The organism is Isoptericola dokdonensis DS-3 (genome assembly GCF_001636295.1).
GTDB lineage: Bacteria > Actinomycetota > Actinomycetes > Actinomycetales > Cellulomonadaceae > Isoptericola > Isoptericola dokdonensis.
This window is the reverse complement of record NZ_CP014209.1, coordinates 1,748,543-1,773,093: the sequence shown is the minus strand read 5'-3', so window position 1 is coordinate 1,773,093 and position 24,551 is coordinate 1,748,543. Positions and strand designations below refer to the sequence as shown.

Annotated in this window: 21 protein-coding genes and 1 tRNA gene; 15 read left to right on the top strand and 7 right to left on the bottom strand. The window is 74.2% G+C overall.

Annotated features, from left to right (window positions below):
- The first annotated feature begins 519 nt into the window (after positions 1–519).
- The 5 genes from I598_RS08310 to I598_RS08290 are packed head-to-tail and all read left to right on the top strand — an operon-like array spanning position 520 to position 8,597.
- Positions 520–2,079 carry a pyridoxal phosphate-dependent decarboxylase family protein gene (locus I598_RS08310; protein ID WP_068202559.1) on the top strand — a complete coding sequence of 520 codons (1,560 nt, stop codon included), beginning with the start codon at positions 520–522 and terminating at the stop codon, positions 2,077–2,079.
- Entirely contained in the window at positions 2,076–3,455 is a 1,380-nt protein-coding gene (locus tag I598_RS08305; protein WP_068202558.1) for a lysine N(6)-hydroxylase/L-ornithine N(5)-oxygenase family protein, read from the top strand. The genes I598_RS08310 and I598_RS08305 overlap by 4 nt, the downstream gene beginning before the upstream one ends.
- Positions 3,452–5,881 carry a GNAT family N-acetyltransferase gene (locus I598_RS08300; protein ID WP_068202557.1) on the top strand — a complete coding sequence of 810 codons (2,430 nt, stop codon included), beginning with the start codon at positions 3,452–3,454 and terminating at the stop codon, positions 5,879–5,881. The genes I598_RS08305 and I598_RS08300 overlap by 4 nt, the downstream gene beginning before the upstream one ends.
- The gene (locus tag I598_RS08295) at positions 5,878–8,004 is read left to right on the top strand and encodes a penicillin acylase family protein (protein ID WP_198155771.1); all 2,127 of its coding nucleotides are present in this window, start codon (positions 5,878–5,880) and stop codon (positions 8,002–8,004) included. Before I598_RS08300 ends, I598_RS08295 begins: the two co-directional genes overlap by 4 nt.
- Entirely contained in the window at positions 8,001–8,597 is a 597-nt protein-coding gene (locus I598_RS08290) for a GNAT family N-acetyltransferase (RefSeq protein ID WP_068202556.1), read from the top strand. The genes I598_RS08295 and I598_RS08290 overlap by 4 nt, the downstream gene beginning before the upstream one ends.
- Before the next feature lie 13 nt (positions 8,598–8,610).
- On the opposite strand, the gene I598_RS08285 is transcribed toward I598_RS08290, so the two are convergent.
- Positions 8,611–9,687: a LacI family DNA-binding transcriptional regulator gene (locus tag I598_RS08285; RefSeq protein WP_068202555.1), complete on the bottom strand. Its 1,077-nt coding sequence runs from the start codon at positions 9,685–9,687 to the stop codon at positions 8,611–8,613.
- A 93-nt stretch (positions 9,688–9,780) separates the two neighbouring features.
- Here I598_RS08285 and I598_RS08280 point away from each other — a divergent pair, with 93 nt between their 5' ends.
- Positions 9,781–11,040, top strand: coding sequence for an MFS transporter (locus tag I598_RS08280; RefSeq protein ID WP_068202554.1), 1,260 nt, complete (start codon positions 9,781–9,783; stop codon positions 11,038–11,040).
- Between the two features lie 28 nt (positions 11,041–11,068).
- Complete coding sequence (locus tag I598_RS08275) at positions 11,069–12,283, top strand: UDP-N-acetylmuramate dehydrogenase (RefSeq protein ID WP_068202553.1); 1,215 nt, start codon at positions 11,069–11,071, stop codon at positions 12,281–12,283.
- On the opposite strand, the gene I598_RS08270 is transcribed toward I598_RS08275, so the two are convergent.
- The 6 genes from I598_RS08270 to I598_RS08245 form a co-directional block, all read right to left on the bottom strand.
- Positions 12,284–13,273 (bottom strand): L,D-transpeptidase family protein, encoded by a 990-nt coding sequence (locus I598_RS08270; RefSeq protein ID WP_068202552.1) that lies wholly within the window; start codon positions 13,271–13,273, stop codon positions 12,284–12,286. It lies immediately after the preceding gene.
- A 224-nt stretch (positions 13,274–13,497) separates the two neighbouring features.
- Entirely contained in the window at positions 13,498–14,535 is a 1,038-nt protein-coding gene (locus tag I598_RS08265) for an adenosine deaminase (protein WP_068202551.1), read from the bottom strand.
- A gap of 19 nt (positions 14,536–14,554) precedes the next feature.
- Positions 14,555–15,118 carry a response regulator gene (locus tag I598_RS08260; RefSeq protein WP_068205135.1) on the bottom strand — a complete coding sequence of 188 codons (564 nt, stop codon included), beginning with the start codon at positions 15,116–15,118 and terminating at the stop codon, positions 14,555–14,557.
- A 59-nt stretch (positions 15,119–15,177) separates the two neighbouring features.
- Positions 15,178–16,419 (bottom strand): sensor histidine kinase, encoded by a 1,242-nt coding sequence (locus tag I598_RS08255; RefSeq protein ID WP_068202550.1) that lies wholly within the window; start codon positions 16,417–16,419, stop codon positions 15,178–15,180.
- Positions 16,406–17,263, bottom strand: a complete 858-nt coding sequence (locus I598_RS08250) for an ABC transporter permease (protein WP_068202549.1) — start codon at positions 17,261–17,263, stop codon at positions 16,406–16,408. The genes I598_RS08255 and I598_RS08250 overlap by 14 nt, the downstream gene beginning before the upstream one ends.
- Positions 17,260–18,207: an ABC transporter ATP-binding protein gene (locus tag I598_RS08245; RefSeq protein WP_068202548.1), complete on the bottom strand. Its 948-nt coding sequence runs from the start codon at positions 18,205–18,207 to the stop codon at positions 17,260–17,262. The genes I598_RS08250 and I598_RS08245 overlap by 4 nt, the downstream gene beginning before the upstream one ends.
- A 184-nt stretch (positions 18,208–18,391) precedes the next feature.
- Here I598_RS08245 and I598_RS08240 point away from each other — a divergent pair.
- The 8 genes from I598_RS08240 to I598_RS08205 all read left to right on the top strand — a co-directional run bounded on the left by I598_RS08240 (position 18,392) and on the right by I598_RS08205 (position 24,535).
- A tRNA-Trp gene (locus I598_RS08240) sits at positions 18,392–18,467 on the top strand.
- A 130-nt stretch (positions 18,468–18,597) separates the two neighbouring features.
- A complete protein-coding gene (gene secE, locus I598_RS08235) occupies positions 18,598–18,852 on the top strand; it encodes a preprotein translocase subunit SecE (protein WP_068202547.1) in 255 nt (84 codons plus the stop codon).
- Between the two features lie 59 nt (positions 18,853–18,911).
- Positions 18,912–19,781: a transcription termination/antitermination protein NusG gene (gene nusG, locus I598_RS08230; RefSeq protein WP_068202546.1), complete on the top strand. Its 870-nt coding sequence runs from the start codon at positions 18,912–18,914 to the stop codon at positions 19,779–19,781.
- A 100-nt stretch (positions 19,782–19,881) separates the two neighbouring features.
- On the top strand, positions 19,882–20,313 hold the full coding sequence (gene rplK / locus I598_RS08225) for a 50S ribosomal protein L11 (RefSeq protein WP_068202545.1): 432 nt from the start codon (positions 19,882–19,884) through the stop codon (positions 20,311–20,313).
- Between the two features lie 233 nt (positions 20,314–20,546).
- Positions 20,547–21,254: a 50S ribosomal protein L1 gene (gene rplA, locus I598_RS08220; protein WP_068202544.1), complete on the top strand. Its 708-nt coding sequence runs from the start codon at positions 20,547–20,549 to the stop codon at positions 21,252–21,254.
- Between the two features lie 315 nt (positions 21,255–21,569).
- On the top strand, positions 21,570–22,178 hold the full coding sequence (locus I598_RS08215) for an RNA polymerase sigma factor (protein WP_068202543.1): 609 nt from the start codon (positions 21,570–21,572) through the stop codon (positions 22,176–22,178).
- Positions 22,169–22,666 carry a hypothetical protein gene (locus tag I598_RS08210; RefSeq protein WP_083973063.1) on the top strand — a complete coding sequence of 166 codons (498 nt, stop codon included), beginning with the start codon at positions 22,169–22,171 and terminating at the stop codon, positions 22,664–22,666. Before I598_RS08215 ends, I598_RS08210 begins: the two co-directional genes overlap by 10 nt.
- 81 nt (positions 22,667–22,747) lie before the next feature.
- Positions 22,748–24,535 (top strand): S8/S53 family peptidase, encoded by a 1,788-nt coding sequence (locus I598_RS08205; RefSeq protein WP_068202542.1) that lies wholly within the window; start codon positions 22,748–22,750, stop codon positions 24,533–24,535.
- Positions 24,536–24,551: the final 16 nt, after the last annotated feature.

The window sequence follows — 24,551 nt, the reverse complement described above, 5'->3', positions numbered from 1 at the left end:
GCGAGTCAGCGCACGGGGCCGCGAGTCAGTGCGAGCCCCTGCTGAGTCAGCACGCAGGGCGCGAGTCAGCGCAGGCTCCAGCCAGTCAGCGCAGATCGGCGCGAGTCAGCGCTCACCCACGCGAGTCAGCGCGAGTCGTGCCGATTCAGCGTGAGTGGTCGCGAGTCAGCGTCAAGGACGACCTGTCTGACACCGGACGGGACGATGAAGGACGTCGGAGGGTGCCGCGCGTCGTCGTCAATCCCGAAGTGGAGCGCCCCCTGGGGCGCGTGAACGCGACGACGCGCGGCACCCTCCGACGTCCGGACGCGGAGTGCGCGCTGACTCGGCGAAACCTGCGCTGACTCGCGCCGCCGTGCGCTGACTCGCGCCCGGCCGCGCGGTTGCTGACGCGGGGTCGTGGTCAGGGTCACAGGGCTGTGGGTCTCGCATGGTGGCTCAGGGATGGACAGTCCGCGAAGGGCGTCCTACGTTAGGCGAGCCTAGCCTCATTTCTCCCTCTCACGGAGGTACTCCGGCGTGTCCAGATCCCCGCACGACGTGACCCTGACCAGCACCGACACCCTCCTGCGTGGTGCGACGGCGGGGACGTACGCCCGTGTCGTGCACGACGTCGTCGACGACGTCGCCGCGCGGTTCGCCGCCGTCTCCCAGCCGTGGAGCGGCGCGAGCCGCGACGAGCTCGCCGCGCTGGTGGACGCCGTCGACCTGGACGGCCCGGGTGTCGGTACCGGCGCCGCGCTGCAGGAGACGGCCGACCTGTACGCGACGCACGCGGTCTGGTTCCACGACCCGGCGTACGCGGCGCACCTGAACTGCCCGGTCGACATCGCCGCGGTGGGGGCCGAGGCGATGCTGGCCGCGATCAACACGAGCGTCGACACGTATGACCAGTCGACCGTGGCGACGCTGATGGAGCGCCGGCTGGTGGCGTGGACGGCGGAACGGATCGGTTTCGCCCGCGGCGACGGTGTCTTCACCTCGGGTGGCACGCAGTCGAATCTGCACGCCCTGCTCGCGGCGCGGGAGCGGGCGCTGACCGGCCCGGACGGCAGCCGCCTGGGTGGTCTGGCACGCACCGGCTTGCAGGCCCGACTGCGGATCCTCGCCACGGACGCGAGCCACTTCTCCGTGGCGAAGTCGGCGATGCTGCTGGGCCTCGCGGACGACGCCGTCGTCACCGTCCCCACGGACGTCGACGGCCGCCTCGACCCGGCCGCGCTCGCGGCGGCCCTCGACCGCACGGCCGCCGTCGGCGACGTCGTCATGGCGGTCGTCGCGACGGCGGGCACGACGGACCGCGGCACGATCGACCCGCTGCCCGCGGTGGCGGACCTGTGCGACGCCGCGGACGTCTGGTTCCACGTCGACGCCGCGTACGGCGGCGGGCTGCTGGTCTCGCCGACGCGCCGCCACCTGCTCGCGGGGATCGAGCGGGCACGCTCGGTGACGGTCGACTTCCACAAGACGTTCTTCCAGCCGGTCTCGGCCAGCGCGGTGATCGTGCGCGAGCATGCCGACCTGGCGCGCACCGCATGGCACGCCGACTACCTCAACCCCGCCGCCGACCCGGACAACCAGGTCGACCGCTCCCTGCAGACGACCCGCCGGTTCGACGCGCTGAAGCTGTGGGCGACGCTGCGCGCGATCGGGCCGGACGGCATCGGCGCGATGGTCGATGCGGTCTGCGACCTCGCCACGGCGGTGCACGCCGACCTCGACGGCGACCCGGAGCTGCGCCTGGTCGCCCCGACGGACCTGTCGACGGTGATCTTCCGGTACCAGCCCGACGGCGTCACCGACGCCCAGGCGGACGCCCTGGTGGCGCAGGTGCGCCGGGTGCTGTTCGACTCGGGCCGGGCGAGCGTGGCCAAGACGGTGATCGACGGCCGACCCTGCCTCAAGCTGACCCTGCTGGACCCGGGCCGCTCCCTGGCGGACGTGCGCCGCGTCCTGACGCTGGTCCGCGACGCCGCGCACGGCATCCTCGCGGGCGAGGCACTCGCCGAGGCGCAGGAGCCGCCCTGCCGCGACGTGCACCCGCACCTGGACCGCACCACCACGGAGGTGACCCGATGAGCGAGCACACCTACGACGTCGTCGGCATCGGCATCGGCCCGTTCAACCTGGGGCTGGCGGCGCTCGCGGACCCGTTGGACGACGTGGACGCCGTGTTCCTGGACCAGGCGGACGAGTTCCGCTGGCACCCGGGGATGATGATCGAGGGCGCGACGATCCAGGTGCCGTTCCTCGCGGACCTGGTGACGATGGCGGACCCGACGTCGCCGTTCTCGTTCCTGGCGTTCCTCAAGGACGTCGGGCGGTTGTACCCGTTCTACGTCCGGGAGTCGTTCTACCCGCTGCGTGCGGAGTACGACGAGTACTGCCGCTGGGTGGCGGGCCGGCTGGGCACGCTGCGCTGGGGCCGGCGCGTGGTGGCGGTGGAGCACGACCCGGCGGACGACGTGTACGTCGTGGTCGCGGAGACGGGCGGGCTGGACGGCGTGCGGGTCGAGCGCTATCGCACCCGGCACGTGGTGCTGGGCGTGGGGACGACCCCGCGTCTGCCCGCGCCGCTGGCGGACCTCGCGCGGGACGCGGCCGGGTCGGGCGGCGGGCCGGTCGTGCACACGGCCGACTACCTGCCGCACCGGGACGCCCTGCGGGCGTCGGGCGCGGTGACGGTCGTCGGGTCGGGGCAGTCCGCGGCGGAGGTGTACCGGGACCTGCTGGAGGACGCCGGCCCGTACCGGCTGGACTGGGTGACGCGGTCGCCGCGGTTCTTCCCGATGGAGTACACGAAGCTGACGCTGGAGATGACGTCGCCGGAGTACACGGACCACTTCCACGGGCTCGCCCCGGACCTGCGCGACCTGGTGGGCCGCGAGCAGCGCACCCTGTACAAGGGGATCAGCGGCGACCTGATCGACGACATCTACGACACCCTCTACCGCCGCACCGCGCTGGGCGCGCAGGTGCCCACGACGCTGCTCAGCGACACGGAGGTGGTGGCGGCGCGCACGGAGCGGGCCGACGACGGCGGGTGCGAGGTCGTGCTGACGTTGCGGCACGCGCAGCTCGGCACGACGGCGGAGCACCGCACGCGCTCGGTGGTCGCGGCGACGGGGTACGGGGCGGGGGTGCCGGCGTTCCTGGACCCGGTGCGCGACCGGCTGCGGCTCGACGAGCGCGACCGGTTCGACGTGACCCGTGACTACGTCGTCTCCCACGACGGCCGGGTGCTGACTCTGAACGGCGAGGAGCACTCGCACGGGGTGACGGCGCCGGACCTCGGGTTCGGTCCGTGGCGCAACTCGGTGGTGCTGGCCCGGGTGACGGGCCGGGAGCCGTACCGCGTGGAGCGCCGGATCGCGTTCCAGCAGTTCGGCCTGCCGGGCGGGGTCCCGGCGGGTGCGGCCGGCCTGGCGCCGGCCGGGACGGAGGTGGCCCGATGACCGCGACGACGCACGCGCCGACGACGGCGTTCACGCTGCGCACGCGCGTCGGCGACCTCGCGGTCTCCCCGGCCGTCCCCGCCACCGACGCGGCGCTCCTGCACCGGTGGCTGGCGCACCCGGCGTCGGCGGCCTGGCACATGGCCGAGCACACCGTCGACGACGTGCGCGAGCATCTCGCCACCGTGGCCGCCGATCCCGGCCAGGACGCCTGGATCGTCCGCCTCGACGACGAGCCCGTGGCGTACACCGAGACGTACGACCCGGCGTCGGTGCTGCTGACGGACGTCCACGACGCGGTGCCCGGCGACGTCGGCATGCACCTGCTGGTCGCGCCCCCTCCCGCACCGGGCGCCCGGCGCCACGGGCTGACGGACGCCGTCATGGCGACGGTCGTGGCGTTCTGCCTGGCACCGGCCGCGGACGGCGGGCGGGCCGGCGCGCGGGTGGTCGTGGAGCCGGACGTCGGCAACGCGGCGATCGCGGCGAAGAACGCGGCCGCGGGGTTCCGGGTGCTCCGGGAGGTGGCGGTGACCGACGGCGGGCACACGAAGACGGCGGCCCTCAGCGTCTGCACGCGGGCGGACTTCGCGGCGTCCCCGCTGGGGGCGGGCGTCGACCTCGCCCCGCATCTGCGCGCGGACCTGGCCGAGCACGCGCACCGGCACCTGGCAGCCAAGGCGCTGGCGGAGCTCGCCCACGAGCGGCTCTTCGCCCCGGTCGCGACGGGGGAGGGGCGCTACCGGCTCGACCTCGACGGCGTGACCTACGCGTTCGCGGCCCGCACGTTCGCGCTCGAGCACTGGGTGGTGGACCCGGCGTCGATCACCCGCACGGCCACCGGCGGCGTGGTGCTGCCGGTGGACGTGCTCGAGCTCGTCGCGGAGCTCCGGCCGCTGCTGGGCGTGCCGGACGACCTGCTGGCCCTCTACCTGGAGGAGCTGTCGTCCACGCTCGCCGCGGCGATGGCGAAGCGGGACCGTGAGCTGGCCGGGCTCACCCCGGACGCGCCTCGCCTCGCCGCCGGGCTCACCGCGGGCGCCGTCGACGCCGTCGAGGACGCCCGCCGCACCGCCGCCACGTTCGCGACCGTCGAGGCCGCGATGAGCGAGGGCCACCCGGGGTTCCTCGCGAACAACGGCCGCATCGGGTTCTCCCTGGACGACTACCGCGCCTATGCCCCGGAGCGGGGAGAGCGGCTGCGCCTGCACTGGGTGGCGGCGCGTCGTGAGCACACCCACCTCGCGCTGTGCGCGGACCAGACCGAGACCGGGCACTACGACGCGGAGCTCAGCGGCGCCGAGCGGGCGGCCTTCGCCGACCGGCTCGCCGCCCGCGGCCACGACCCGGCGGACTACCTCTACCTGCCGGTGCACCCGTGGCAGGCCCATCACCGGCTGCCGATCACCTTCGCGGCGGACGTCGCACGCGGCGACCTGGTGCCGCTCGGGCCGGGCGCCGACGAGTACACCCCGCAGCAGTCGATCCGCACGATGGTGAACCGCACCCGCCCGGGGCGGCACTACGTCAAGACGGCGCTCGCGATCCAGAACATGGGGTTCCTGCGCGGGCTGTCCCCGGCGTACATGAAGGTCACGCCGCGCATCAACGACTGGGTGTCCGACCTGGTCACCGGCGATCCCACGCTCCGGGCCGCCGGGTTCGGGCTGCTGCGCGAGGTCGCCTCCATCGGGTACACCGGCGACGTCTACCACCGCACGCCCCGACCCAACGCGCACCGCAAGATGCTGGCCGCCCTGTGGCGCGAGTCGGCGCTGCCCCGCGTCGAGCCGGGGGAGCGGCTGGCCACGATGGCGAGCCTGCTGCACCGGGACGTCGCGGGCACGGCCCTGGCCACGGAGCTCGTGCGGGCGTCCGGCATCGCGCCCGAGGCCTGGCTGCGCGCCTACCTCGATGCGTACCTGTACCCGCTCGTGCACTGCCTGCGCGCCCACGACCTCGCGTTCATGCCGCACGGGGAGAACCTGATCCTCGTCCTGCGCGACGGCGTCGTGCAGCGGGCACTGATGAAGGACGTCGGCGAGGAGGTCGCCCTGCTCTCCACCGCGCGGTCGCTGCCCGACGGCGTGGACCGCATCGCGGCGGACGTCCCCGACGACGAGAAGGCGCTCGCGATCTTCACCGACGTCTTCGACGGCGTGCTGCGGCACCTGGCGGGCATCCTCGCCCTCGACGGCGTGCTCGCCGAGGACCGCTTCTGGGCGGTCGTGGCCGACGTCGTCGACCGGCACCACGCGGAGCACCCGGACCTGACGTCCGGCGTCGATCTGCGCACCGCCCGGTTCGCGCACTCCTGCCTGAACCGGCTCCAGCTGCGCAACACTCTGCAGATGGTGGACCTCACCGACCAGTCGGCGTCCCTCGTCTACGCGGGCACGATGGCGAACCCCGTGGCCCGCCCGTGACGCGTCCGTTCGAGGTGTTCCGGGACGGGCTCGGCGTGCCGCACGTGCGCGCCGCGGACGAGCTCGACCTCGCCTACGGGCAGGGCTACGTGACCGCTCGGGACCGCGGCTGGCAGGTCGAGACGGACCGCTGGCGCGCCGAGGGGCGGCTGGCCGCCCGGTTCGGCCCGGGCGGGCTGGAGTGGGACCGGTTCGCGGTGCGCGTCCGCCTCGCGGACACCGCTCGGCGGGTGCACGCGGCGCTCGCGGGCCCGGAGCGCGACTGGCTCGCGGCGTACACCGCGGGGGTGAACGCGGGGCTGGTCGACGGCGGCCGGGACGTCCCCGAGATGCAGCTCCTCGACCGGTCACCCGGCGGGCCGGTCCAGCACACCCCGTGGCCGGACTGGGCGCCGCTGGGGGTGTTCTGCGTGAACCACGTGCTGTTCAGCGGCTGGCCCGGGCTGCTGTGGCGCGAGCACGTCGCCCGCACCCTCGGGCCCGACCACCCGCTGATCGGTACGCCGGACGGCGCGTCGTCCGGCTCGAACGCGTGGGCGCTGGCCGGGGCACGGACGTCCTCGGGGAAGCCGCTGCTCGCGGGCGACCCGCACCGGCTCCTCGAGCTGCCGGGGATCTACCAGCAGGTCCGCCTCGCGTGCGACGCGTACGACGTCGTCGGTCTCGCGTTCCCCGGTGTGCCGGGCGTGCTGCACTTCGGCCACGCGGCGCACGACGGTCACGCGATGCACGACGGCGCGGGCCCGGACGCCGAGGGGTCGGTCGCGTGGGGCATCACCAACGCGATGGCGCACCACGTCGAGGTGTTCACGGAGTCGCCCGCCACGCTGGAGGGCGCCGCGCACGGCGTCGAGGTGGTGCCCGTGCGTGGCGCCGACCCGGTGGACGTCGCCTGGACCGAGACGGCGCGCGGCCCGCTCGTCACCGACCGGCACGCGCTGCGCTGGCCGGTCCGGGTGGACGCCGACCTCGGGGTGGCGTCGTGGCGGCAGCTCCTGCGCTCGCGGACGGCGCACGACGTCGCCGCCGCGTTCGGCGGCTGGGTCGACCCGGTCAACCGGGTCCTCACCGCCGACTCGACCGGCACGGTGCTCAGCCTCACCGCCGGCAGGGTGCCCCGGCGTGCGCGGTCGGAGCGGGTGCTGCCCCACGTGGTCCGGCCGCACGGGGAGCCGCCCGTGTGGCGGCAGCCGGCCACGGCAACACCCGTGGCCGACGTCGCCGTCGACGCGAACGACGCACCCGAAGGTCCCGACGAGACACAGCGGGTCCCCGACCTCGGGCTCGCCTACGCGCCGCACCGCGGCCCGCGCATCCGGGCGCTGCTCGCGGACGCGCCCGGCGGCGGCGAGGGGCCGCCCACCCAGCAGCGGGTGCACGCCGACGTCGCGGACGCGGGCGCCGCGGCCCTCGTCGACCTGCTGCGCGACGTCACCGACCCCGCGCTCGCACCCGCCGCGCTGCGGCTGCGGGCCTGGGCCGCCGACGGCGCCCGCATGGCGGCGGACTCCCGCGACGCCGCGCTGTTCGCCTGCTGGCGCGACGCGCTGGTGCGCCGCGTCGCCGCGCACCCCGCCCTCGCCCCGCTGCACGCGCCGCACGGGCTGCCCGTCGTCCTCGCGCCGTGGCTGGACGTCGCGGCGAACGTCGGGCTGCGGCTGCCGGCGCTGCTCGCCGCCGGCGCCGCCGGACGGCTACCGCTCGACGGCCCCGCCGAGGCCGCGGCGGCGCTCGCCGAGGTGGCGGGCAGCAGTGCCACCTGGGGAGAGCTGCACCCCGTCGTGCCGTGGCACGCCCTGGTCGACGCCACCGGCGTGCCCCGCGAGCAGGTCCCGGGCGTGGCGCCCGCGCGCCGGGTCGCCGTCGGCGGCTCGGCGGACACCGTGTGCTGCACCGGCGGCGTCCCCGGAGTGTCCACCGTGTCGTGGCGGGGGAGCGTCGCCCGCTGGGTGTGGGACCTCGCCGACCGCCGTCGCAGCCGCTGGGGCGTCCCGTTCGGGGCGAGCGGCGACCCGCGCTCGGAGCACCACGCCGACCAGCACGCCCGCTGGGCGGCCGCCGGCACCGACGAGATCGAGACCGACTGGGCGCGCCTGCGCCCCGAGACCTGGGAGGCACCATGACGGACCGGCTGCTCGAGGGGGAACGCGGCGCGGAGGTGTGGCGGTCGGACGTCGGGTCCGGCCTCACCGCGCACGTGCTCGACCCGGTGGCGGACCTCGACGTCCTGCACGGCTGGGTGACACGGCCCCACGCGGGCTTCTGGGGGCTGGACGGCCTCACCCGGGACGAGCTGCGCGAGACCTACGAGTTCGTGGAGTCGCTGCCCACCCACCGCGCCTACCTCGTGCGCGCGGACGGCGAGCCCGTGGCCCTCGCGCAGCTCTACCACCCCGAGGACGACCCGGTCGCCGCCGCCTACGACGCCCGCCCCGGCGACCTCGGCGTGCACTTCTTCCGCGGCTCCGAGGCCGTGCCGTGGACGGTGCTGGGCCCGGCGATGCTCGCCTTCGCCTTCGCGCCGCCCGCCGTGGAGCGCCTCGTGGCCGAACCCGACGCCCGTCACCGCGCCGCCGTCGCCCGGATCGCCGCGAGCGGGTTCGAGCTCGCCGGGGAGATCTCCTTCGACTCCGCCTACGGCCGCAAGGACGCCGTCCTGGCGTTCTGCAGCCGCGAACGGGCCGAGCAGATCTTCTCCGCCGCCGTCGTGCGCTGACTCGCGACGCGGGTCAGAGCGTGGGGACGGGCCCCGTCGTCGTCCCCGGGATCAGCCCGACGGGCAGGGTGATCGTGACCGGGTCCTCGCCGGCGAGGAGGTCGATGACGGCGCGGCCGAGCGCGGCACCCTTCTCGCGCAGCGGCTGGTGGACGCTGGTGAGGACGTCGGGGGAGAGCCACGGCAGGTCGAGGCCGTCGAACCCGGCGACGGAGACGTCCTCGGGGATGCGCAGTCCGAGCTCGCGGGCGCCGATGACGGCACCGGCGGCGAGCAGGTCGGAGTGCGCGACGATCGCGGTGGGCCGTTCGGACGCGGGGACCCAGGTGCCGAGGATCTCGGTGGCGGCGTCGCGGCCGTGCTCGACCAGGGAGGCGGGGCACTCCCAGGTGAGCACGGGCTCGATCTCGTCGCGGACGCCCGCGAGCCGGTTGACCGTCGGGGTGCGGTCGGCCTGGGCGAGGCGGGCGGCGTCGACGGGGCCGGAGCGTTCGTGCTGGTCGAACGGCAGGGCGATCTCGGCGATGCGGGTGTGCCCGAGCTCGCGCAGGTGGCGGACGGCCTCCGCGGTGCCGGACCTGTCCTCCAGCGCGACGAGGGGCGCCCCCTCGACGGCACGTCCCTCGCCGATGACGACGGGGACGTTGCGGCGCTGGAGCGCTCCCAGGGTGGGGTCGTCGCTGAGCGCGCCCCACACGAGCACCGCGACGTCCATCCCCGCCGACTCCAGCAGCGGGTCGACGGTGTCGCCGTCGCGCACCCCGGGGATGAGCAGGACGCCCAGGCCGTCGGTGCCGAGGACGTCGACGAGCCCGTCGAGGACCTGCACGGCGACGGGGTCGCGGAACGCCCGGCCGGGCTGGTCCCCGATGACGACGCCGACGATCCCGGACCGGCCGCGGCGCAGCTGGCGGCCGAGCGGGTTGGGGCCGGTGTACCCGAGCTCGGACGCGGCGGCGAGCACCTTGTCGCGGGTCTCCGGGGTGATGGGGCCGGAGCCGGAGAACGCGAGCGACGCCGTCGAGACGGACACGCCGGCCCGTTCGGCGACCTTCGCGAGGGTCGGGCGGGCGCCCGGGGTGCGTCCCAACGAGGTTCCTTCCTGCCGAGGTGGCGACAGCCTACCGGCGATGGGCGATCGAAACGATTTGACGATCCGCGGCGGACCAGGGATCTTCGTCGCGTGAACACCACGGAACCCGGGCTCGACGCCCGTCGGCTGCGCGCCGCCACCTGGGCGGTCTTCGGCGTCTTCATCGCGGCAGGCTTCGGCATGGCCACCTGGGCCTCCCGCATCCCGGCGGTGCGCGACGGCCTCGGGTACTCCGAGGGGCAGATGGGCCTGCTGCTCCTCACCGCCTCCATCGGGTCGATCTGCGCCCTGCCGCTGTCCGGGATGATCAGCTCCCGCCTCGGCGCGGCCCGCACCGTGCTCGCGTTCGCCGTCATCTCCTCCGTCGGGTTCGCCGTCGCCTGCTTCGGCGTCGACGCCGGGGAGCACGTCTGGGTGCGCGTCGGCCTGTTCCTCGCCGGCATCGGCGTCGGGGTGTGGGACGCCGCCATGAACCTCGAGGGCGCCGTGGTCGAGCAGCGGCTCGGCAGGGCGATCATGCCGCGCTTCCACGCCGCGTTCTCCCTCGGCACCGTCGCCGGGGCCGGCGTCGGGGCGCTCGCCGCCTGGGCGCAGGTGCCCCTCACCCCGCACCTGCTCACCGTCCAGGTCGTCGACGCGGTCGCCGTCCTGCTCTGCGTGCGCGCGTTCCTGCCCGCCCGGGACGCCGGACCGCAGACGTCGATCGCGGGCGCCCAGGACGCCGTCGCCGACCCCGCCACCGCCGTCGAGCCGTCCCACGGGCACTCCCTGAAGGACACCCTGGCCACCTGGCGCGAGCCGCGCACCCTGCTCATCGGCCTCGTCGTCATGGCGGCCGCGCTCACCGAGGGCGCCGCCAACGACTGGGTCGGCCTCGCCACCGTCGACGGCTTCGAGACCGGCGACGGCATCGGCGCGCTGGCGCTCGCGGTGTTCCTCGTCGCGATGACCGTCACCCGGCTCGGCGGGACGGCGCTCATCGACCGGTACGGCCGCGTCCTCGTCCTGCGGGTCAGCGGCGTCGCGGCGATCGTCGGCGTGACCACGTTCGCCCTGGTGCCGAACCTGCCCGTCGCCCTCGTCGGCGTCGCCCTGTGGGGCGCGGGAGCCGGGCTCGGCTTCCCGATGGGCATGTCCGCCGCCTCCGACGACCCGCAGCGGGCCGCGCTGCGCGTCGCCGTCGTCTCCACGATCGGCTACTCGGCGTTCTTCGTCGGCCCGGCGCTCATCGGGTTCCTTGCCGAGGTCACCGGCTACCGCCTCGCGCTGCTCGTGCTCGCGCTGCCCGTCGCCGTCGGGATCCTCGTGGCGGGGGCCGCCCGCCCGCTGCCGCAGACGCAGACCCGGTGAGCCGGCGCGGGCCGTCTACGCTGGACGGGTGAGCCAGACCGCCCAGCAGACCTCCACCCCCGCCGACGACGCCCCCGCGCCGACCCTCGCCGAGCTGACGACGCTGCGCGTGGGCGGGCCGGTCGGGGAGTACGTCGAGGCGACCACCGAGGCGGAGCTGATCGACGCCGTCCGGGCCGCCGACGACGCCGGCGCGCCGCTGCTCGTCGTGGGCGGGGGGTCGAACCTGCTCGTCGCGGACGCCGGGTTCGACGGCGTCGTCGTGCGGGACGTCCGGCAGGGGCTCGACGCCGACCTCGCGGACTCCTGCGGCACCGACGGCGCGTGCGGCGGGGCGAGCCTGTCCCTGCCCGCGGGGCAGGACTGGGACGCGTTCGTCGAGCAGGCCGTGGCGAACGAGTGGGTGGGCGTCGAGGCGCTGTCCGGCATCCCGGGCACCCTCGGGGCCGCGCCCGTGCAGAACATCGGCGCCTACGGCCAGGAGGTGTCCGGCGTCGTCGCGTCCGTGCGCACCTGGGACCGCGCGACCGGGCAGCGCAAGACCCTCACGCTGTCCGAGCTCGGATTCGGCTACCGCACCAGCGTGCTCAAGCGCACGATGCGGGCAGCCGGCACGGCGGGCGGTGCCGACCTCTGGTACCCGACGCCGCGATACGTCGTGCTCGAGGTGAACCTCCAGATGCGGCTCGGCTCGCTGTCGGCGCCGATCGGCTATGGCGAGCTGGCCCGCACCCTCGGCATCGAGGTCGGGCAGCGGGCGCCGTCGGCCGACGTCCGCGCCGCCGTCCTGGAGCTGCGCGGCGGCAAGGGGATGCTGCTCGACGGCGTCGGGGGAGCAGCGGCACCGGACCACGACCGCTGGTCGGCCGGGTCGTTCTTCACCAACCCGATCGTCTCGGCGGACGACGCCGCCACGCTGCCGGAGGACGCCCCCCGCTACCCGGTGCGCTCGTCCGTGCCGGAGTCGACGGTGGGCCCGAGCCTGGGTGCCGTCGACCCGTCGCTCGTCAAGACCAGCGCCGCGTGGCTGATCGAGCGTGCCGGGTTCACCAAGGGGTTCGGCGTCGCGGGGGAGCACTCGCCGGCGCGGCTGTCGACCCGCCACACCCTCGCCCTGACCAACCGGGGCGGCGCGACCGCGCAGGACGTCGTGACGCTCGCGCGGGCGGTGCGCGACGGCGTGCGCGACCGGTTCGGCGTCGAGCTGGAGCCGGAGCCGGTGCTGGTCGGCCTCGCGCTCTGATCAGTAGACGACGACGGTCGTACCCTTCGGCACGCCCCAGGTGTCCCACAGCCAGTCCATGGCCGAGTTCGACACCCGGATGCACCCGTGGGACGCGGGATAGGGCGGGATCGACCCGGACCCGTGCACGGCGATGCCGCCGGTGAAGTACTTGGGCCGGTACATCGACCCCAGCTCGAGCGTGGACTCGTGCAGGTAGTCGCGCTCCATGTAGACGGCGTACGTGCCGCGCGGTGTCGTGGCGGTGTAGGTGCGGCCGAGCGCCTCGTACGACTCGCCGTTGCCGGACGACGCGTTGATCGTCCGCACCACCTCGCCGTCCTCGACGGCCTTGATGAGCTGGCGGTCCAGGTCGATCTCCACGACCTTGCCCGACGACGACTCCGCGCCCGGCCGCACGCCGTCGGCCAGCGCCTGCTCCGTCTTCGGGCCGACGACGCCGTCCCGGTACAGCCCCGCGGCCTTCTGCAGGGCCCACACGGCCTGCTGCGTCATGGGGCCGAACGAGCCGTCGACGGACGGCAGGTAGTAGCCGAGGTCCTGGAGACGCTCCTGGAGCGCGGTGACCTCGGTGCCGGAGGAACCGACCTCCAGGTACTCCGGCTCCGGCTCCGCCGTCTCCTTCGCTTTGTCCTTGTCCTTCGTGTCGTCGCCCTCGCCGTCCTCGGCCTCGGCGGCGCCGTCGTCGGTCGGCGGGGTGGTCGACGGTGACGCCGACGGCGAGGCGGACGGGCTCGGTGACGCGCTCGCGGAGGGCTCCGCGGTGACGCTCGGCGACGCGCTCGCGGAGGGCTCGGCGCGGGGGCTCGGGGCCTCGGAGGACGGTGCGGCCGACGGCTCCGCGGACGCCGCCTCGGGGCTCGGGGAGGTCGTGGTGCCACCGTCGCCGGTCAGCTCGGACAGCGCGGCGCACCCGGGCAGCAGCAGGAGCGCCCCGGCGACGGCCATGGCCGTGGCCCGACGGCGCAGCGTCGTTCGGTTCGTGCTCATGCCCCCACCTCTCCGGTCCGGGCCGTCGATCGGCCCGGCCCCGCGGACTACCACGGTGCACTGCAACGCGCCCTGCGGCGACCCGACCGGGCCGACCTCCCGACGATCGACACCGTCTCGTGACCTGTCTGCGCCACGTCTCCACGACCTGGCCTCACCCACCCCGACGTCCGGGAGAGCCGAAACGTTGCCCCGCCGGCAGGACGGCGTCGGGGCGCCAGGCCTCAGCCGACGAACGGCGCCACCGGGTCGTCGAGCCAGTCGTCGACGCCGGCCAGCAGCCGCGCCTTGCTGCCCTCCGACGCGCGGGACGCGCGGATCGACGCCCGCGCGAGGTCCGCGAGCTCGGCGTCGGAGAACCCGTGCACCTCCCGCGCGGTCTCGTACTGGGCGACCAGCCGCGAGCCGAACAGCAGCGGGTCGTCGGCGCCGAGCGCGACCTGCGCCCCCGCGTCGACGAGCTCGCGCAGCGGCACGTCCTCGTCGTGGGCGTACACGCCGAGCGACACGTTGGACGCCGGGCACACCTCCAGCGCCACCCCGGACTCGACCAGCGACGCGAGGAGCGAGGCGTCCTCGACCGACCGGACGCCGTGACCGAGCCGGTCCGGCGCGAGCGCCCCCACGACGTCGCGCACGTGCCCCGGCCCCAGCAGCTCCCCGCCGTGCGGCACGGACGCCAGGCCCGCCCGCCGCGCGATCCGGAACGCGGCCGCGAACTCGTCGGTGTCGCCGCGCCGCTCGTCGTTGCTCAGGCCGAACCCCACGACCTCCCCGGGCCCCTCGCCCGCGTACCGGGCCGCGAGCCGGGCGAGGGTGCGGGCGTCCATCGGGTGCCGCATCCGGGAGGCGGCCACCACCACCGCCACCTCGAGCCCGTGGCGGGCGCTCGCCGCGCTGGCCTCGTCGAGCACGATCTCCAGGGCCGGCGTGATGCCGCCGACGAACGGTGCGTACGACGTCGGGTCGACCTGGATCTCCAGCCGCCCGGAACCCTCCGCCGCGTCGTCGGCGGCCGCCTCGTCGACGAGGCGGCGCATGTCGGCCTCGGACCGCACGCAGTGCCGGGCTGCGTCGTACAGCCGCTGGAACCGGAACCAGCCCCGCGCGTCGGCGGGCACCCGCAAGGGGTCGCCGTCCGTGATCGCGGCGGGCAGCCGGATGCCGTGCCGGGCGGACATCTCCACGAGCGAGGGCACCCGCAACGAGCCCGTGAAGTGCAGGTGGAGGTGGGCTTTCGGGAGGCTGGCCAGGTCGCGCACCCGCACAGTGTGGCACCACTCACCTCAGCCAGCCGCGCTGCCGGGCCACCGACACCGCCGCGGTGCGGTCGTCCACCCGGAGCTTGGCGAACACGCGCAGGAGGTGCGTCTTCACCGTCGCCTCGGCGATGAACAGCTCGCGGCCGATCGCGGCGTTCGACAGCCCGCGCTCCACGAGCCGCAGCACCTCGGCCTCGCGCGGGGTCGGTCGCTCCTCCGCCGTCCGGACGGACGACACCAGGCGAGTCGCCACCGACGGCGCCAGCACCGTCTCACCGCGCGCCGCCGCCTGCACCCCGGCGACGAGCGCCGCCCGCGGCGTGTCCTTGAGCAGGTAGCCCGTGGCGCCGGCCTCGACGGCACGCAGGATGTCGGCGTCCGTGTCGTAGGTGGTGAGCACGACGACGCGTGGTCCGGCGGGTGACCCTCCGACGATCTGCTCCGTCGCGCCGACGCCGTCGAGCACGGGCATCCGCAGGTCCATGAGCACGACGTCGGGGGAGAGCTCGCGGGCCAGTGCCACGGCTCGTTCGCCGTCGGCCGCCTCGGCGACGATCTCGACGTCGGGCTCACCGGCCAGCATGCCGACGATCCCGGAGCGGACCACGGGATGGTCGTCGGCGACGAGCACACGGATCGTCGTCACGACGCGCTCACCGGCAGGCGGAGCCGGACCCGTGTCCCGCCGGCGGTACCCGGACCGACCTCGAGCTCACCGCCCGCCGCGGCCGCCCGTTCGCGCATGCCCGTCAGGCCGAACCCTTCGGAGAGCTGCGGGGGCAGCCCGCGGCCGTCGTCGGACACCTCGAGCTCGACGGCGCCGTCCGCGCGGCGCAGCCGGACGGTGACCGCGGAGGCGCCCGCGTGCCGTCGGACGTTCGAGAGCGCCTCCTGCGCTGCGCGCAGCAGCACGACGTCGGACGCCGGGCCGATCGTCCCGCCGTCGTCGGACGCGTCCACCGGGCCGTCGACGTCGACCCGCACGGTCGTCCCCGTCTCGGCGGTGAACCGGTCCGCGAGGCGCCGCAGCGCCTCCGACAGCGTCGAGTCCTGCAGCTGCACCGGGGCGAACGCCGCGACGAGCCCTCGCGCCTCGGCCAGGTTCTCCCGGGCGGTCGTCTCGATCAGGTGGAGCCGCTCACGAGCGGTCCTGTCCTCGCCCCGGTCGAGGGCCGCCGAGGCGGCCTGCGCCTGCGTCACGACGCTCGTGAAGCCCTGGGCGAGGGTGTCGTGGATCTCGCGGGCCACCCGCTCCCGCTCGGCGGCGACACCAGCCGCATGGTGGGTCTGCGCCAGCTCGTCCTGCGTGGCCCGGAGCGCTTGCAGGAGCTGGGCCCGCTCGTCGGAGCGTCGCATCCACGTCGCGGTCCAGAGCCCGAGCGTCAGCGCGAAGGCGAGCGCGACGGCCATCTGCGGTGCTGCCGCGAGCAGTCCTCGCGACGAGAAGCCCGCCTCGACGGCGAGGCCGAACGTCGTGGTCACGGCCAGCGCCACGGACGCGAGGACGGCCCGGCGGGGAGGCTCGAGCAGCATCCAGAGCTGGGTGAAGGCGCCGAAGAGCAGGAACGTCGCCAGGCCGCCCTGGGACACGGCGACAGCGGTCGCGAGGACGAGGACCGTCACGTAGGCCAGCGCGCGACCCTGGTGCCGCGACCGTGCCGCCGGGGCACCCCAGGCCGCGTAGGCGGCGAGGATCGTGGCCATCGCCCCGTACGCGATCCAGAGCTGCCGGCCCGACTGCCCGCTGAGCGGCAGGGCGACCGCCGTGAGCAGGACGATCGCGACGAACGCGACGTCCCACCAGAGCACCTGCCTGTCCCAGTCGTCGACGTCGCCCTCCGCGCGGGCTGCGAGGCTGCCGGACGACGGGTCAGCCGTCGTCACGGCGTCGCCACCGGAACGTGCGCACGCCGAGGACGAGACCCAGCACCAGCCATCCGCCCAGTACAGCAGCCGTCGCGCCGTGCTGCCAGGTACCGGCCACCTCGAGGACCTGCGCATCCTCGGGGAGGAAGACCGAGCGCATGCCCTGCGCCATCCACTTGAGCGGGAAGAGGGAGGCGACCGCCTGCATCCAGGAGGGCAGCGCGAAGAACGCGAAGAAGACCCCGGAGATGAACTGCAGCACGAGGACGACCGGGGTCACGACGGCGGTCGCGGACTTCCCGGACCGCGGCAGGGAGGAGAACGCCACCCCGCAGACCGTGCCCGTCGCGGTGCCGAGCACGAAAACCCAGGCGAACGTCCCCCACGACGTGACGTCGGTCGGCATGGGCACGTCGTACACCGTCGCGGCGAGCACGAGCAGGAGCGTCGTCTGCACGACCGTCGTGACCAGGACGAGCCCGATCTTGCCGACGAAGTAGCTCACCGCCGGCAGAGGAGCGAGGCGCAGCCGCTTGAGCGTGCCGTCGTCGCGCTCGACGGCGACCGCGACCGCGAGCGACTGGAAGCTCGTCAGCATGACGCCGGTCGCGATCATCCCCGGCAGGAAGTACTGCGCGAAGGGCACGCCGTACCCGTCGGTGCCCTGGTCCTGGCCGCCGAAGACCGTCGCGAAGATCGCCATCATGATGAGCGGGTACGAGAAGATGAAGATCACCGCGTCGCGCTCCCGGAAGAACGCGCGCAGCTCGACGCCCGCGCGGTCGACGCCGAGGCGTGCGGCGGACGGCAGGCGTCCGTCGCCCCGGGTCGCGGACCGGCTCGGCGGGTTTGCCGTGCTCATCGGACGACCTCCCTGCTGGCGAGGGCGTCGGAGACGGTCTGGCCGGCGGGCCGGGCGGTGGACGCGGCGGTCGGGGCGGCGACCGCCTCCCCGATGAGCTCGAGGTAGACGTCCTCGAGGCTCGGGCGCACGACCTGCAGGCCGGGGATCTCGCCACCGGCGAGCGCGGCGAGCTCGGTGACCAGCCGCGTGGGGTGCGCCGTGCGCTCGGTGCAGGGGACCCCGTCGGGCCCGGTCCAGCGGACCACGGGGCGCCGGGCCTCGGGCCCGCCGAGGGCGTCGGGAGCATCGACGGCGACGATGCGACCCTCGCTCACGACCGCGACCCGGTCGGCGAGGAAGGCGGCCTCGTCGAGATAGTGGGTGGTCAGCAGGATCGTCGTGCCGTCCGCGCGCAGCGAGCGGAGGAGCTCCCAGAACGAGCGACGTGCCTGGGGGTCGAAGCCCGTGGTCGGCTCGTCGAGGAAGAGCAGCTCGGGGTCGCCCACGATCCCGAGAGCGACGTCGAGACGGCGGCGCTGCCCGCCGGAGAGCTGACGGGCGCGCGTCGACTCCTTCTCGCGGAGGCCGACGGCGTCGATCACCTCCTCGGGGTCCCGACCGGCCGGGTAGAACCGGGCGAAGTGGTGCACCAACTCGTGGACGGTCAGCTCGACCTGGTCGTGCGAGTCCTGCAGGACGACGCCGAGGCGGCTGCGCCAGGCACGCCCGCCGGTGGCGGGGTCCTGGCCGAGCACGGTGACCTCGCCGCCGTCCCGGCTGCGGAAGCCTTCGAGGATCTCGACGGTGGTCGTCTTGCCCGCACCGTTGGGGCCGAGCACGGCGAAGATCTCACCCTGCTCGACCCGCAGGTCGAGGCCGTCGACGGCCTGCTTGGTGCCATAGCGTCGGCGCAGGCCCCGGACGTCGATGACGGGCCCGGTCCGAGGTGTCGAAGTGTCCATGGATCCACCGTGCCGCGCGGGCGGGGCGGGCGGGACGACCGCCCGATGGCACCTCGGGTCCACCGACCGGTGGACGTGGTTCGACCTACGGCCTCACGTCGCGTACAGTTGTCCCTCGGTGGTTGACGGCCACCATGCTGGGTCGCGCCCTTGGTGCTGCCCCGGCGCGGACCGTCGAGCACGAAGGGTAGTGGCGCAATTGGTAGCGCAGCGGTCTCCAAAACCGCAGGTTGCAGGTTCGAGTCCTGTCTACCCTGCCAGCGTGTTCCCCCGTGGGACCGCGCAGCGTGGTCGCGCGCCAGCGCGGCCTGGAACGCCAGAGTCCGTGCCGTGGGTGCGTCGCCGGCAGGCGGCGTGGCTGCGGTCCGATCGCGAAACGGGGTAGTGGAAGTGAGCGAGTCCTCCGCGCACGCCGCTGGAACGCACGACGCCCAGTCCGGCAAGGAGCGTCGCAACGTCTTCGCTCGGATCGCCCTGTTCGTCCGCCAGGTGGTGGGCGAGCTCCGCAAGGTCGTCACCCCGACGCGGTCCGAGCTCGTCAACTACACGATCGTCGTGATCGTGTTCGTCGCGGTGGCGATGCTGTTCGTCACCGCGCTCGACTACCTCGTGGGTCGCGGAGTCTTCTGGCTCTTCGGGGCCTGACCCTCCGGGTCGGACCCACGACCGCACGTCCCGTCATCAGTCAGAAAGCAGGTTCTTTCGTGTCCCAGGATCCTCTGGAGCAGACCGAGAACGTCGACCTCACGCAGCCCGACGCCGCCGGCGCCGAGGCCGACCTCGACGCGCCTGCCGACCTGGACGCCGCCGAGACGCAGGACGCGCCCGAGGCGGACGAGACCGCTGCTGACGACGAGACCGTCGCGGACGAGACCGCTGCTGACGACGAGGCAGAGCCCGCCGAGGCCGCCGACCAGACGGACGAGGCTGACGACGCCGCCACCGACGAGGACGTCGAGGAGGACCCGGCCGAGGAGCTGCGGCGCACGCTGCGCGGCCAGTTCGGCGACTGGTTCGTCATCCACTCCTACGCGGGCTACGAGAACCGTGTGAAGGCCAACCTGGAGAACCGCATCCAGAGCCTGAACATGGAGGACTACATCTTCCAGGTCGAGGTCCCCATGGAGGAGGTGACCGAGATCAAGAACGCGCAGAAGAAGACCGTCCGCCGCGTCCGCATCCCCGGTTACGTCCTCGTGCGCATGGACCTCACCGACGAGTCGTGGGGCGCCGTCCGGCACACCCCGGGCGTCACCGGGTTCGTCGGTCACACGCACCAGCCGGTCCCGCTGTCGCTGGACGAGGTGTTCGGCATGCTGGCCCCGTCGGTCCTCGAGGCCGCGCCCACCAAGCCCACCGCCGCGGGCGCCAAGGGCGGCGCTGCCGCCGGGCCCGCCATCGAGGTCGACTTCGAGGTCGGCGAGTCGGTCACCGTCACGGACGGTCCGTTCGACACGCTGCCCGCCACGATCTCCGAGATCAATGCCGAGGCCCAGAAGCTCAAGGTCCTCGTCTCCATCTTCGGCCGGGAGACCCCGGTCGAGCTGTCGTTCAACCAGGTCGCCAAGATCTGATCGCGCCGCCGGATCGCTCCGGCGTGCCGCGTGAGCGGCAGCACTGCAACCGGGTCATCGCCCACGGCGTCGGTCCACAACACAGGAAAGGGGAAGCACCATGCCTCCCAAGAAGAAGGTCGCCGGCCTCATCAAGCTCCAGATCCAGGCCGGTGCGGCCAACCCCGCGCCGCCGATCGGCCCCGCGCTCGGTCAGCACGGCGTGAACATCATGGAGTTCTGCAAGGCCTACAACGCGGCGACCGAGTCGCAGCGCGGCAACGTGATCCCCGTCGAGATCACGGTGTACGAGGACCGCTCGTTCACCTTCATCACGAAGACCCCGCCGGCCGCGGAGCTCATCAAGAAGGCCGCCGGTGTGGCCAAGGGCTCCCCGACGCCGCACACGGTGAAGGTCGCTCAGCTCTCGCAGGCCCAGGTCCGCGAGATCGCCGAGACGAAGATGCAGGACCTCAACGCGAACGACATCGAGGGCGCGATGCTGATCATCGCGGGCACCGCCCGCTCGATGGGCATCACCGTCGCCAAGTGACGCAGCGCAGGCAGCGGTAGGACGAGCGCAGCGAGTCCTGCCGAGGCCGTAGCGCAGTCGCTCGGCGACGTGTCAGCACGTCGGCAAGTGACGTCGCACCGGCTCCGGCAGGGTCCGCCCTGCCAGAGCCGGAGCACCCCGTCCGTCCCGGACGACCAAGACCCGACGAGCGTCGGGCACGTGGGAGGGTCCGCGCAGACCCGACGACCACGACTGCAGCAAGGAGAACGCAGATGGCACAGCGCAGCAAGGCGTACCGCGCCGCCGCGGCGAAGATCGACCGCGAGAACCTGTACAGCCCGCTCGAGGCCGTGAAGCTCGCCAAGGAGACCGCCTCGTCGAAGGCCGACGCCACCGTCGAGGCCGTGTTCCGCCTCGGTGTGGACCCGCGCAAGGCGGACCAGCTGGTCCGCGGCACGGTCAACCTGCCGCACGGCACGGGCAAGACCGCCCGCGTCATCGTCTTCGCGAACGGTGCGAAGGCCGAGGAGGCCCTCGCGGCCGGTGCCGACGAGGTCGGCGGCGACGACCTGATCGCCAAGGTGGCCGCCGGCTACACCGACTTCGACTCGGCCGTCGCGACCCCGGACCTCATGGGCAAGGTCGGTCGTCTGGGCAAGGTGCTGGGCCCCCGTGGTCTCATGCCGAACCCGAAGACCGGCACCGTCACGATGGACGTCACCAAGGCCGTGACCGACATCAAGGGCGGCAAGATCGAGTTCCGCGTCGACAAGCACTCGAACCTCCACTTCATCATCGGCAAGGTCTCGTTCGACGAGACCGCGCTGGTCGAGAACTACGGCGCCGCGCTGGACGAGATCCTGCGTCTCAAGCCGTCGTCCTCGAAGGGCCGCTACATCACCAAGGCGACCCTGGCGACGACGTTCGGCCCGGGCATCCCGGTCGACCAGTCGAAGACCACCAAGCTGCTCGAGGGCTGACCTCCCGCGCTCGACGACGGCCCGGCACCTGTTCGCAGGTGCCGGGCCTTCGTCGTCCCCGGGTGATCTTCCCGGAGGTCGCCCCGCTGGTCGGCGGCTCGCCGACGTCGAGGTCGGCGGTTCGTGAAGTTTCTCCGCGACGTGTATCAAGCCCGTCGGCGACCCCTCCCTCGCGGGTGACACTGCCGATGAAGTGAAGGGTGAATTCCGGTGACGGGAGTCCAGGAGGGACGCGGGGCACCTCGTGCCCCCCTAGGCTCGTGGCCATCCCCGGCCCGGGGAGTCCCGCCCGACCGCGACGAGGTGCCTTCCGCCATGTCCAGCACAGCCGACACGTCCAGTCTCGGTGATCGCGCGGCCGTCGCGCTGCTCGAGTACCGGGAGGGCCGTCCCGAGGCGCTCGGCGACTTCGTCCGCGAGGCGACGCCGCTGCTGTGGCGCACGGTGCGGGCCCAGGGCGTGAGCCGGGAGGCGTCCGACGACGTCGTCCAGCACACGTGGGCTGCGCTCGTGCGGCACGCGGACTCCATCACGGAGCCGAAGGCGACGCTGAAGTGGCTGCTGGTGACGGCGCGGCGGGCCGCCTGGGAGGTGGTCCGCAAGGAGCGTGCCGACCAGGGGCACCGCACCGAGCTGCCGGACGATGACGCGGAGACCTCGGCGACGCTCCCGGACTCCGGTCCGGGGCCGGAGGCCGAGGTGCTGAAGGACGAACGGGACCGGCTGCTCTGGCAGGCACTCGGCACGTTGCCGAGGCGCTGCCAGGAGCTGCTGCGCCTCGTCTCGCTGGCGGACCGCCCGGACTACCGTTCCATCTCCTCCGCGATCGGCATGCCGGTCGGGAGCATCGGCGCCACTCGGGGACGCTGCCTCGCCAAGCTGCGGGCCGTCCTCACCCAACATGGGGAGGCCTCATGGACCTGACCGAGCTCGACCACGTCCCCGGTGCGGACGACCCGTTCGACGGGTCCGACGTCGCGCTGCTCTCCCGCCTGGCGGCCGTCGACGACCTGCTCGACCCGGTCCCCGGCGGGCTCGTCGAACGGTCCCGCTTCGCGATGACCCTGGCGAGCCTCGAGGCGGAGGTCATGGAGCTCCAGGTCCTCGAGGTCCCGGCCGGGTCGGTGCGCAGCGACGCCCCCGTCGAGACCCGCACCATCACGTTCACGCACGAGCGCCTCACCGTGATGATCGCGCTGTCGGCCGGCAGCGAGCGCGGCACGGTCCGCGTGGACGGCTGGCTCGCCCCGGCCGCGGCCCTCGACATCGAGCTGCGCCGGCCGGACGGGGTCCGCACGACCCGGTCCGACGAGGACGGCCGGTTCGTCCTGGAGGACGTCCCGCGTGGTCCCGCGAGCCTGCTCATGCACCAGGGCGAGACACCGGTGTCCACACCCGTCGTCGAGCTCTAGGCACCACCTGCACCACCTGCACCACAGCGTCGTCGAGCGGTGGGCACGGGCTTCGCCGTGCCCTGATCCGAGGAGGAGCACGTGAGCGAGTCGTACATCCACGACGCGGCCGGGGGTCGCCGTCCCGTCCGTCATCTCGACCCGGACCGGGTGCGGCGCAGCCCGGGCGCGAGCCGTGTCCAGGACACCACCTACGTGGCGGACCGGCTGATCGTGCGCGGCGACCTGCCGGCACCGTTGCGCGAGCGGCTGGCGGGGGACGCCGGCCGGCTGACGGCGGGCGGCCAGGAGGCGGTGGTCGCGCTGGACGCCTGGGCGGAGGAGGGCGAGCCGGCGACCTGGCTGGACGGTGTCCGGCGCATCGCCACGGACATGGGCTACCGGGTCGTCTACGACGGCACGCTCGGTGACCTGGCGGTCGACGACGTCGACGACGAGACCTTCGGGTACGCCCTGCGGCTGCTGCCGGCCCGGGACGACGACCTCGAGGTGGACGTGTGGCAGGTGATCGAGCGGATCACCGAGGAGCTCGGTGACCTCGACGCACCGGACCCGGACGACGAGGGGGAGCGTCCCGCCCCGCGGGTGGCGCTCGACCACGTGATGCGGTCGCAGCGTCGGGGGAAGTCCACCCCGCTGCCCTTCGTGCCGGTCTCGCGGCCGAAGTCGACGCCGCTGCCGGTGAGCGCGATCGACGAGTACGGGCGGCCGGGCTCGGGCGGGCTCGCACCGGTGCGCTACCTCGGTGGCCCCCCGCGTCGAGAGCTGCCGGACGGCGAGACGCCCTGGGTCGCCGCCGACGGCACGCGACGCCCGGCGGTGGCGATCGTCGACACGGGTGTCGGGTCCCACCGGTGGTTCGGCCCGTACGAGCCGGACGACCCGCAGGACAGCGCGGTCGTGGTGCGGACGGCCTCGCTCGACGACGGCAGGCCGGTCGGCACCTTCCCCGTGCCCGACCTCAAGTCGGAGGACGCCGAGTACGGCGGCCTCAGCGTCGACCCGCTCACCGGCCCGCTGGACCCGGTCGCCGGGCACGGGACCTTCATGGCCGGGATCGTGCACCAGGTGTGCCCGGACGCCGTGATCGTCGCCGTGCGGGCCTTCGGAGGGTCCGGCGACATCCCGGAGTGGCAGATGCTGCACACGCTGTGGCGGTTGCTGCGGTTCCACCGTCGTGGACAGTCGGGCGAGGCCGGGTACCACCCGATCGACGTCGCCGTCCTGGCGATGGGGTACTACCACGAGCAGCCGGAGGACTACGGCTACGACGGGCCGCTGCGGCGCGTGCTGCGCGCACTGCGCCGAGCGGGCGTCGTGGTGGTGGTGGCGTCCGGGAACGACGGGACGACCCGCCCCATGTTCCCGGCGGCGTGGGCGCCGCACGTCGTGCGCCGCCCGGCACCCGGGCGCGCCGACGGCGGCACCACCGTCCCGGTGCCGGTGGACGACCGGCAGCTCTCGGCCGATCACCCGCCGCTCGTGGTGGCCGGCGCGACCAACCCCGACGGCACCACGGCGGTGTTCAGCAACGACGGGCCGTGGGTGACGTGCGTGCGGCCCGGTGCCGCGGTGGTCTCGACCATGCCGGAGACGATCGACGGCCCGGAGACACCGCAGGTGAGCCTTCCGGAGCGGCTGCGGCCGGGCACGCGGGCGTCGGTGGACCCGGACGACTTCACCGGCGGCTTCGCGACGTGGAGCGGCACGTCCTTCGCGGCGCCGTACCTGGCGGCCGAGGTGGCCGCAGCGCGGCTGGAGGGCGCCCGGCGTGCCGCCGCGCAGGCGGAGCCCGTGGGTGCCGCGTGGGATGCTGTGACGACGGCGACCCACCTGTCCGGCGGGGCGATCGGCGGTTCCGGCGTCTAGCAGAAGGGGGCGGGAC